We start from the raw sequence: 8,130 nt of genomic DNA, 5'->3' as shown, positions 1-8,130 counted from the left end.
GCGTCGGCGTCATCGTTGTCGAAGTCCCCGTCGGCGTCGGCGTCATCGTTGTCGAAGTCCCCGTCGGCGTCGGCGTCATCGTTGTCGAAGTCCCCGTCGGCGTCGGCGTCGGCGTCGGCGTCGGTTGGGGAAAAACTGCTGGTACTGCACTGGGCATTGTTGGGTCTCCTTGCGACGCTACTCAAAAACTACTAAATAAACTTAAAGTCAGATGCAGTAATGACGGTGCTGAGCGCTCCGGGCACTGTAGGAATAGAATTCAACACTGCCAAATCGAAAGCTGGGAGACTGTCATCTGCCACATTCGGGTCGAAGCCGAGAACGTACTTGTTAAAAGTATTGTTCAGGTACACGAAGAAAGCTCCCGTTTTGCTCGAACCGTTTTGATTCTTCAACACTGCATTTACTGCTTGAGCGTTGTCAAATTTAGATTCAAACAAAATGACTTCTTGCTTGCTGATGTCGTCGCCGCCAGACCCGATATTCCTGACGATAAAACTGGTGAAATCGAGAGTAGTTCCTGAGTTGGTTAAACCCGCGAAATTTGACGACCTGAACAAGAATCTATCGGTCTCACTGCCCGTAGCGTTAAAGTCAGCAATCACGTCCACGCCTTCGCTGGGAGTTTCGTAGTAGAAGAAATCATCGCCTGCATCGCCCGTGAGCAAGTCAGAACCGAGCCCGCCACCCAAAATGTCATTGCCCGCACCGCCCGAAAGCGAGTCGTTGTCATCGCCGCCCAACACCAAGTCATTGCCGAAGGCGCCGCTGAGACAGTCGCTGCCGGCACCGCCGTCGAGAGTGTCGTCGCCCGCTTCGCCCAACAAGGAGTCGCTGCCGGCCTCGCCCAACAGGTAGTCGTTGCCCGCCCCTCCTAGTGCCGTGTCGTTGCCTTGTCCACCCAAACCCGTGTCATCGTTGTCGCCGCCGGAGAGGAAATCGTTATTGATACCGCCGTCGAGCAAGTCTCTGCCCAGTCCGCCGTCGAGGAGGTCCTCGCCTGCACCGCCATCGAGCGAGTCGTCGCCAATGCCACCAAGTAAGGTGTCGAGCCCGGTTCCTCCAAGTATCGAGTCGTCACCGGATTCTCCCAATATCGAGTCATTGCCTGTTCCGCCGTCAACCGTATCGTTGTTGTCACCGGCCAAGATGACGTCATTGTCGTTGCCGCCGAACATCAGGTCGTTGCCCAGTCCGCCGATCAGCGAGTCTATGCCGTCTTCGCCGTCGAGGGTGTCGTTGCCCAGTCCGCCGTCGAGGGTGTCGTTGCCTTCAGAACCCAGCACCGAGTCGTTGCCTGCGTCACCGAATTCGAGGTCGTTACCGCCCCTGCCGTCGATGATGTCGTTGCCGTCGGCCCCTGAGAGGGTATCGTTGCCTGCCCCGCCGATGATGAAGTCGCTGAGGTTGCTGCCTGTAAATGTGCTCGCCGGGAGTGCGGTGCGATCGACAATATTATCTACCACCGTGATGCTAAAGGATGCCGGCCCGATAGTTGCAGACCCGTCGGAGGCTGTAAACGTGAAACTGTCGCTGCCGCCTCCTGCCAGCAAGTTGTATTTGACGATGTTGTTGTTGATATCGTCTTGGGTGAATTTGCTGCCGACGTTGAGAAAGGTGCTGCCCCTTTGGACAAAACCTCTGGTAGCGTCGGGGGCTTTGGTAATCGTGTAAACGATTTCCGACGGGGGGTTGTCGGGATCTGTGACTAACAAATCGGCCGCGGTGATTGTCTGGGTAGGATCGCTTTTGGCAACCACCACACCGTCGTTAATTACTAACTGCGGCGGGCTGCTGACGCTGATGGTTACTACCGCCTGACTTGTGCCGCCGCCGGGGTCGGAGATCGAGTAGCTGAAGCTGTCAGTACCCGAGAAGCCCGGATTCGGGGTGTATTTGAATACGCCGCCGCCCACGGGAATCAGGGTTCCCTGGGCTGTGGGAGTAAAAGTGGTGACAGTCAGAGGGTTCTTGTCCGGGTCTGTGTCGTTGAACAGAACGTTGAGACTGAGTTCTTGGCCCGAAACCGTGGTGAAGTTGTCGTTAACTGCTCTTGGAGCCTGGTTGGGGAAGGGCGTCGGACTTGGTGTCGGCGTCGGACTTGTTGTCGGTGTCGGTGTCGGACTGTTTGTCGGCGTCGGGAACATCGGCGCCGGACTTGGTGTCGGCGTCGGACTTGTTGTCGGTGTCGGTGTCGGCGTCGGAGTGTCTGTCGGTGTCGGCGTCGGACTCGCCGTCGGTGTCGGCGTCGGTGTCGGGCTCGGACTCGGCGTCGGCAGGGGGAGGGGGGTGGCGCTGCCGGGAACTGTGGGGGCAATTACAAATGAGCTTCGCCCTAGGGTTCTGCTATCGACTCCCGGCAATACTGCTAAAAAGTCGCCGCTGACGCCGTTGCGAATAATCGTGCTGCCGGCTTTGGTGTCGGTGCTTTGGAAGATTACCAAATCTTCAAACTTGAGGTCGCCACTCAACCCGATCGAATCTTCGCCAACGCGAAAGTCTGTGAAAATGTCGGCATCGCCGATGTCGGGGCCACCTGTAGTGACAAATGTCGGGTTAGTGCCGTTGTTGCTGCTGCCGCTGGGGGCACTGAATGCACCCATGACGAAGACATCTCTGCCTTCGCCTCCTGAAATTGCGTCTTTGCCTGCTTCGCCCCAAAGAACGTCGTTGCCAGCACCGCCGTCCACGATGTCGTCCCCCTCGCCGGCGAATACGATGTCGTCGCCGTCGCCGGCAAAAATTGTGTCCCCGCCGGCGTTTCCGTATACCCAGTCGCCTCCTTCGTTGCCAAATAGCAAGTCTTCGCCGGCGCCACCGAAGAGCGAGTCGTTACCTTGGTCGCCCCACAGGATGTCGTCGCCTCGATCGCCCAAAAAGCTATCGTCGCCAGCGCCCCCGCGCAAGCTGTCGCTGCCTTTTCCGCCGTAACCCGTGTCTTTGCCTTCGCCTCCGATTACCGTGTCGTTGGCGTCATTGCCGTACAGCAGGTCCGGGTTATTTCCCCCGTCCACGCAGTCGTTGCCTTTGCCTCCGTACAGGGTATCGAGTCCTGAACCGCCGTCTAGAACGTCGTTGCCCTCATTGCCTAACAGCCGGTCGTCCTCGTCGTTGCCAAATACTAAATCATCGCCGCCGGCTCCTTGCAGGTTGTCATTGCCTTGCAGCCCGGAAATCACGTCGGGTCCGGGACTGCCAACTAAGGAGTCGTTGGTTTCTCCGCCGCGGACTACGCCCCCGATGATTCCGGGCGAGGTGCCTCCGCCCAATGTGTCGTCTATGCCGCCAAATGTGTCGTCCCCGGAGGGAGTGGGAGTTCGCGTCGGCGTCGGTGTTGGTGTTGGTGTTGGAGTCGGCGTTGGAGTCGGAGTCGGTGTCGGTGTTGGTGTTGGAGTTGGTGTTGGAGTTGGTGTTGGTATACTTACTGCTGGCACTGCACTTGGCATTATTTTGGCTCCTTTAAACGACGATACCGATTCACTTTAAGAACTGATTAGTATCAGTTTGTTGCCACAAATCTGGCTTAAAATTGATTAATAATCCCGATCATTTCTAGCATACTAAATCAAAACAGCAACGACTAGAGATATTTTTTTAGCGGGGCATCTTTCGATCTCAAAATATTAATGGTTGCACGTTTTGATGCCTATTTTGGGTATCCTTTATATCGCCTCATTTCGCTCGAAGGTAGAAGTCGGGCTTCGAGTCAGCCCGGGGTATTTATCCAGAAGGGGAAAAAGAAAAATCTTTGCATTGATATTTTTTTCTTTCCTCCGGCCGGAAGGCCAAATACATAAGAGGCGAATGCCTTAACCTGACTGCTGACAAGAAACAGAGCTGTGAATGAGGGGCAGAAGCGGCCCGGTTTGCTCTTGTCCGTTGACGGCTAGTTCGCTGTGGCAAAGGTAAAGCAGGGAACAGCGACTTAACAAATCTAGCAGAATTCGCCGCAGCCGCTGTTGGTCGGCAGCCGCTTCCTCTTCGGTTTGCCAGGGATGCCCCTGTTGCGATCGCAAAAATAAGGGAGCACCAAACAATGTCGCCGCACCGCCACTAAGCCACAGGGGCGAGCCGGCATCCAGCCAAAAGTGCCATTTGTGGGCGCGGCGGCTGCTGCGGTACTGGAAGATGTTGGCGAGGGTGACGGCTTGGGCTTCTGGACCTTCTGAACGGACTGGAAAGGGGTTGGCGGTGACGGTTCCTTGGCGCAACAACTGGATGAACTGGGCGATCGTTTCTGACTCACCGCCGTTTGTTGGTTCTACGCGCTGCAGGCGCCCCTGTATTTCCCAGTAGTGACCGGCGGTTTCCATTAACTCGCGCAGGGCCGATAGCCGATCGTAAGGGAGGTATCTGTCGTTGATGAGAAATTTCTGGATCGCTCGATCGAGCAGGGCAATTGGACTCGGCAACAGCCGCTCCTGCTGTTGCGACCGCTGTTGTTCGATCCACTCCACAATCTGCTCGTAGACCGCGGCGGCTCGGTGTCCCAGTCTGTCCCACCGGGGAAAGGCTGTAATTGCCAGCAATTGAGGTCGATCGATATCTGGGCAAAAACAGTGATCGGCGATTAAACCTGCTCTCACTTGGTCGATCGATTTTTGATTGGGGATTTGAGGTTTTAGATTGAACGTGGGGTGGGAATCTTCTGTTTCCAATGAACGGTGTTTCTGGCTACCCAACACTACCAGCATCTCGGCTACGCCGTCTCGATCGACTAATCGGCCCAGTCCCGGATAAACTAACGCTAACAAAGTCAGCAAAGCTCGAATCTCTGGGGTACTCGATAGGGGACGCTGATCGTTGAGCGAGGTAGCCGCGATCCGACGCTGGGCGAGAATTTCCGTTAAACTGTAACGCGCGATCGCATCCATCCCGGGAGCAATTACAGCGATTTCCTGGGGCTCCACGGCTTTTGACTTCACCGCATCCACGATAATTTCGGCGGTTTCTCGCAGCAATTGAGCCCGGTTCGTTGTTTCGAGCGATCGAACTTTACCTGGCAAACTCAAGCCTAAAGGATAAAAACCCTCAGAATTAACGGCTAAACTTACCGCTAAATCCCCAATCTCTGGCGCTAAACCGGCTTTGGCGTCCAAATTTTCCACCCTTTGACAGCGGTTTTCGAGTCGCGCTAGGTATTCCGTGTCAGCCCCCAAGCCCAAACGCACTCCTCCATCCCGATTGTAGGAGAACGCCCCCGCCGCACCGAAGTCGAGCATTCGATCGAACAAATGGCCGGCGATCGCGGGATAATCGTCAACATCGTCTGCGATCGCAGCTTGGTATCTAGAGGCCAAATGCTGCTGGTAAGTGTCATCCTGCAACAAATAGCGCCAGTAGAGTTCGCAAACAATCCCGTAGGTCAGGAGCCCCCGCCTCAAGCACCATTCCCGCCACCTTTCCAGCAACTCTCCCATGCTAGTCCACAGGTTGTTCGAGCCGCCGTCACCAGCAAATCCCTGTTCCAGAATGCTGGGAATCTCTTCTCTGGGCGTACCGCTGACAGCAGCAAGTTGTAATAAGTCTAGTGTTCGACGCACCATTCTGTTTGGACTTACCCCTGTTTGTTGCAAAATGCCTTCGTCTAGTTCGCGACGCCAGAGTCTCGCGGCAAGTTCCAATTCAGTTTCAGGTTGCAGTCGCAGGGGAAATTGAGCCCGTGTTTCCAGCGACTGAACTAGCAGCGGCCAAAATAGCAATACTTCCTGCTCAAAAAAACCGAAGGGTGTTGTCGAGTGAAAGGCATATTTTCCTTCGGTAGCAACGGCGATGCGATCGGCTAATTCTAGCCGGTTGTCCCCATTAGCTGCTAAGACTAAAATTGCTGGGGCAGTTTGTCGGGCCCGGCGCCGCCCGGAACCCCAGCCGTCTGAAACTTTTGATGGGACAGGCTTGAGAGTTTGGCTCCAAATGCAGAACTGCTCGACTAAACGAGCGGTTTTGCCACTGCGGGCGGCTCCGACAATCCAAATTGAATCCGAAACCTCGCTTCCCAATTTATCTAAATTTGTTACCATACCGTGAATACTTTAATGACTAATGTCTACAGCCAACTAACCAGGTTTAGCTATGAATACTTCTCTGTGGCACAGGATTGTAAAATATCTCTACAGCGCTCACCAATGGTATCGAGAAACGCCTGACAGGGCCCTAGAACAGGCTTATGATGCTGCCTTAGCAATTAAGGCGATCGAAGACGAGCATTTTGGCGGCCAAAAAATCTCCGCTCGATCGGGAAATTACGGACAAAGCACCCTGTCTTACTTTAAATCCGAACTGCAAAAATACCTCAAGGTCATCCAAACCCGAATGGTTGAGTTTAATGCTAGCCGTTCTTTTTTGGAACTGCCGGATCGAGTGGGGGCAAAACCGAAGGCGGGACACAGCCCCGATCGTCACCAGCACGGATTACCTCTCGACAATAAAGATCGAGCCTCCCTTGTATTCGAGAAGCTAGAGTTTATTGATGGAGTCATCGACAAGTATATTAATAATAGTAGATCCACTGCAATTGTCCCGGTTGTCAGTTCAGTAAATCAGCCGGTAAAATCTACAAATAGCACCTCTCAACCTCAGGCAAATAAAGGTGCAGCTAATTCTGTTCAAATTCCCGAGGGCGAGGTTGACATTTACTCTGAAGAGGTCAATTTATTGCCTCGCTCGCTTTTGGGAACTTTGAATCGAATTACTAAAGAGTTAGACCCGGAAGCGGAAAAAGAAGTAGTTAAGAATTTCCGCAACTCCAAAGTAAAAACAGTCATTTCTCTGAGATTTATTTTGCTCTTGATTTTAGTTCCGCTGTTGACGAATCAAATTTCCAAAAACTTTATAGTAGGGCCGGTAGTTGACCATTTTCGAATCAAGCAAAATGCTCCAGTCTTCCTAAATATTAACCTGGAAGAAGAAGCCTTCCAAGAACTAGAGAGATTTGAGCAGCACCTCAAATTTGAAAAGTTAATAGGCATGACTCCCTCGCTTTCTTTAGAGGAAACGGAAAATAAGATTGCCGAGAAAGCAGTTGAGCTAGCGGAGGAATACCGCTCTGAAAGTAATGGAGCTATTAAAAATATTTTTTCCGATTTGATTTCCTGCATTGCCTTTGCCGCGATTATCCTCACTAACAAGAAAGAGATTGAGATTTTAAAGTCTTTCATGGATGATGTAATTTACGGCCTCAGCGACAGTGCTAAAGCTTTCGTAATTATTTTGTTTACGGATGTGTTTGTCGGATTCCACTCGCCTCACGGTTGGGAAGTAATTCTCGAAGGCGTATCGAGGCATTTGGGGCTACCAGAAAATAGGCAGTTCATATTTTTGTTCATTGCGACGTTTCCAGTTATCTTGGATACGGTATTTAAGTATTGGATATTCCGGTATTTAAACCGGAGTTCGCCTTCGGCAGTGGCTACATACAAGAATATGAACGAGTAAGATCAAATACCGTAACATCGGAATTCAACCCTGCTTTGCTGTGCATCCCGCTTGGCTTGGCCCCCTCAATAGCGAGTGGGAAGCTTGCACTGCTGTACTCCTAAAAATATTATTCCGATCCAAAAGGAAAGGATATAATCGGCTCATATCATGTCCGATAAAATAAGCGTTATCACCTTTGTAGTGAGGACTAAATTCCTCATAAAATTTTGAATAATTTAGTCCTCACTACAAACCTATTAGGGTTATTTTACAGGACTATAGCAATCCTAATGATTCTACTCGTTACCAGGAAGAGCCTGGTAAAGCAGATCCGGAGGAAGAGCCTCGATTGTAGCAGGCGAGGCTCTTCCTCTGGACATTGATTAAGAGGCGTTTCGCCTGTCCGTTATAGAAACTGATGCGAGGATTGCTATAGATATGGCTCTAGTTCCCAATTAGCAATTAGCAATGATAGTCCGGGACGCAAAAAGTAATTTGACACGTGAATTATCACGGTAAGGTGCTCTTGGGCCGTGCAGGCTCAACATAGAGGCTCTGCTTGACACTCCCCTGGCTGAAGCCGAGGGGATTCTTAATTCAGCGACTCACCTTAAAATGTTCTGTCCTTAGGGCAATACTTAAACCTTTCAACCGTGGGGATACCACCAATTGACTCGCCTAATTCAGAAGCATCAAGCGCGGGTCTATCTCCAA

Annotated in this window: 3 protein-coding genes; 1 reads left to right on the top strand and 2 read right to left on the bottom strand. The window is 52.2% G+C overall.

The window, feature by feature from the left end; genetic code table 11:
• Positions 1 to 191 precede the first annotated feature (191 nt).
• Both QUB56_RS35480 and QUB56_RS35475 read right to left on the bottom strand, forming a co-directional pair.
• Entirely contained in the window at positions 192 to 3,446 is a 3,255-nt protein-coding gene (locus QUB56_RS35480; protein ID WP_332961052.1) for an Ig-like domain-containing protein, read from the bottom strand.
• A 363-nt stretch (positions 3,447 to 3,809) separates the two neighbouring features.
• Positions 3,810 to 6,020, bottom strand: coding sequence for a recombinase family protein (locus tag QUB56_RS35475; RefSeq protein ID WP_332961051.1), 2,211 nt, complete (start codon positions 6,018 to 6,020; stop codon positions 3,810 to 3,812).
• Positions 6,021 to 6,072: 52 nt separating this feature from the next.
• On the opposite strand from QUB56_RS35475, the gene QUB56_RS35470 reads away from it, so the two are divergent.
• A complete protein-coding gene (locus QUB56_RS35470; RefSeq protein ID WP_332961050.1) occupies positions 6,073 to 7,434 on the top strand; it encodes a proton extrusion protein PcxA in 1,362 nt (453 codons plus the stop codon).
• The last annotated feature ends 696 nt before the right edge of the window (positions 7,435 to 8,130 follow it).

It is taken from the genome of Microcoleus sp. AR_TQ3_B6 (assembly GCF_036702785.1).
Lineage (GTDB): Bacteria > Cyanobacteriota > Cyanobacteriia > Cyanobacteriales > Microcoleaceae > Microcoleus.
Note: the sequence above shows the minus strand (reverse complement) of the source record. Positions and strands in the feature narration are given on the sequence as shown.